We start from the raw sequence: 2,326 nt of genomic DNA on the forward strand, positions 1-2,326 counted from the left end.
GTAAGCGGTCCATAAACCCCATCTTATGCAGCTGAATAGTGTCCGTCAGACTAGTGTCATCCGACACCAAGGAGGACACCATGACCGAACTGACCTCGACACAAGCCTTCTGGCTGGGCCATCTGTTCCATGCCTCCTCTCGGCAACTGCCGCTGAGCGAGTACGCCAACGAGCAGGGGCTGGATCTTGCGTCACTGCTGGCGTGGGAGCAGCGCCTGGTGGTGCAGGATGTGCCGGTACCACCTCGCCATCGGCCGCTGCGCTTCGTCGCCGTGGAGGTGGTCTGATGATTCGGCCAGACACCGGACTGCGGGTCTATCTGTGCCGCGAGCCGGTCGACATGCGCAAGCAGATCGATGGGTTGGCTCTGCTGGTCCAGGAGGCCATGGAGCTCAACCCCTTCGAGGAGGCGGTGTTCGTGTTCGGCAACCGCCAGCGTGACAAGGTGAAGCTGCTGTTCTGGGAGCGAAATGGCTTCGTGGTCTGGTACAAGCGCCTGGAGCGGGAGCGTTTCAAGTGGCCCGACCGGCTGGAGGGAGACACCGTCACGCTCTCGGGCCAGGAGCTGAACTGGCTGCTCGATGGCTACGACCTCAGCGCCATGCGACCGCACAAGGCCCTGGATTTTCAATCGGTTGGGTAGTCATGACACTCCCCTTGAGGGCCAGGATTCGGTAACATACCCGCATGACCTTTAGCGCTTCCCACACCGCCGATACCGTCGACCAACTGCAACGCCAGTTGGCTGCCGCCGAGGCTGAAAATGACCGCCTGTTGGCCTTGATGGCCAAGAAGGAGGCCCAGTGGGAAGCCGCAAAGGCCGCGTTGTTCGAGCAGTTCCGCTTGGCCATCGAGCGTCAGTTCGGCCCCTCCACCGAAAAGTATCGCGTCGCGCAGGGTGACCTCCTCATCAACGAGGCCGAAGTGGCGGCCGATGAAGAGGATGCCGCCGACCTGGATGTCGTGACCGACGACGATGCGGACGCGACGGCAGAGCCCCGCCAGCCGGCCAAGCGCCGTAGCCGCGGCGGCCGGGTGGCCCTGCCACCCGAACTGCCCCGCGTCGAGGTCGTTCACGAACTGCCTGACGAGGCGCGTCACTGCCGCCACGACGGCACCGAGCTCAAGGAGATCGGTAAAGAAATCAGCGAGGAGCTGCACGTCGTGCCGGCGCGGGTCGAGGTGATCCGCCATGTACGCGTCAAGTACGGCTGCCCGGTCTGCGAAGAAGGCGTGCAGATTGCCCCGGCGCCGGCCAAGCTGCTGCCCAAGAGCAACGCCAGCGCCACGCTGTTGGCCTACGTGGCCACCGCCAAGTACCAGGATGCCTTGCCGCTCTACCGGCAGAGCCAGATCTTTGCCCGACACGGGGCCGAAATCCCACGCAACACCCTGGCGCGTTGGATGGTGCAAACCGGCGATCGGATGGCACCGCTGATCGAGGCGCTACGGCGACACCTACTGCAGGCCCCGCTGATTCATATGGACGAAACCACCCTGCAGGTCAACACCGAAGCCGACCGACCGGCGAGCTCAACGTCCTACATGTGGCTGCAGCGCGGCGGGCCGCCAGGCCAACAGGTGGTGCTGTTCGACTATGACGCCAGCCGAGCCGGACGGGTGCCCATACGCCTGCTGGGTGACTATGCCGGTCGCCTGGTCACCGATGGCTACGAGGGCTATGCCGAAGTCGTACGGCAGAACGGTATCACCCACGCCGGCTGTTGGGCTCACGCGCGCCGCAAGTTCGTCGAGGCTCAGAAAGTGCAGCCCAAGGGCAAGACCGGCAAGGCCGACTGGGCGCTCAACCAGATCCGCAAGCTCTACGCCGTGGAGACACAAGCCAAGACGCTGGATCCCGAAGCGCGCCAGGCGCTGCGCGAGCAGAAGAGCCGCCCACTCATCACCCAGCTACGTAACTGGCTCGACAAATCGGTCAACCAAGTATTGCCGAAAAGCGCGCTGGGCAAGGCGCTGCACTACCTGGATGGCCAGTGGAACCGCCTGACACGATTCCTCGATGACGGCCTGATCCCGCTGGACAACAACCTGGCCGAGAACGCTATTCGTCCCTATGTGGTAGGTCGCAAGAACTGGCTCTTCAGTCACACGCCGAGCGGTGCCCACGCTAGCGCGGCCATCTACAGCCTGATCGAGACGGCCAAGGTCAACGGCCTCTCGCCCTACGAGTACCTGCAGTTCGTGTTCGAGACCCTGCCGATGCTCGGTGAGGATGACGACCTCGACTGCCTGCTCCCTTGGCGTTGGAAAGACACTCTACCGAACTGACTCACGCCGCAACAGATGGGGTTGCTGGACCGCTTAC

The 2,326-nt window shown here is 63.5% G+C and carries 3 protein-coding genes; all 3 read left to right on the plus strand.

The annotated features are described in order from the left end of the window. The first annotated feature begins 80 nt into the window (after positions 1 to 80). The 3 genes from HOP52_RS19465 to tnpC are packed head-to-tail and all read left to right on the plus strand — an operon-like array spanning position 81 to position 2,289. The gene (locus tag HOP52_RS19465; protein WP_238979189.1) at positions 81 to 287 is read left to right on the plus strand and encodes a hypothetical protein; all 207 of its coding nucleotides are present in this window, start codon (positions 81 to 83) and stop codon (positions 285 to 287) included. Beyond that, the gene (tnpB, locus tag HOP52_RS19470; protein ID WP_238979190.1) at positions 287 to 643 is read left to right on the plus strand and encodes an IS66 family insertion sequence element accessory protein TnpB; all 357 of its coding nucleotides are present in this window, start codon (positions 287 to 289) and stop codon (positions 641 to 643) included. The genes HOP52_RS19465 and tnpB overlap by 1 nt, the downstream gene beginning before the upstream one ends. Positions 644 to 687: 44 nt before the next feature. Continuing rightward, on the plus strand, positions 688 to 2,289 hold the full coding sequence (tnpC, locus tag HOP52_RS19475; RefSeq protein WP_238979191.1) for an IS66 family transposase: 1,602 nt from the start codon (positions 688 to 690) through the stop codon (positions 2,287 to 2,289). Positions 2,290 to 2,326 lie beyond the last annotated feature (37 nt).

It is taken from the genome of Billgrantia campisalis (genome assembly GCF_022341425.1).
Lineage (GTDB): Bacteria > Pseudomonadota > Gammaproteobacteria > Pseudomonadales > Halomonadaceae > Halomonas > Halomonas campisalis.

What these genes read in the sequence shown, in the direction of transcription:
- HOP52_RS19465 (WP_238979189.1), top strand. Translation starts at nt 81, where the DNA reads ATGACCGAACTGACCTCGACACAAGCCTTCTGGCTGGGCCATCTGTTC.
- tnpB (WP_238979190.1), top strand. Translation starts at nt 287, where the DNA reads ATGATTCGGCCAGACACCGGACTGCGGGTCTATCTGTGCCGCGAGCCG.
- tnpC (WP_238979191.1), top strand. Translation starts at nt 688, where the DNA reads ATGACCTTTAGCGCTTCCCACACCGCCGATACCGTCGACCAACTGCAA.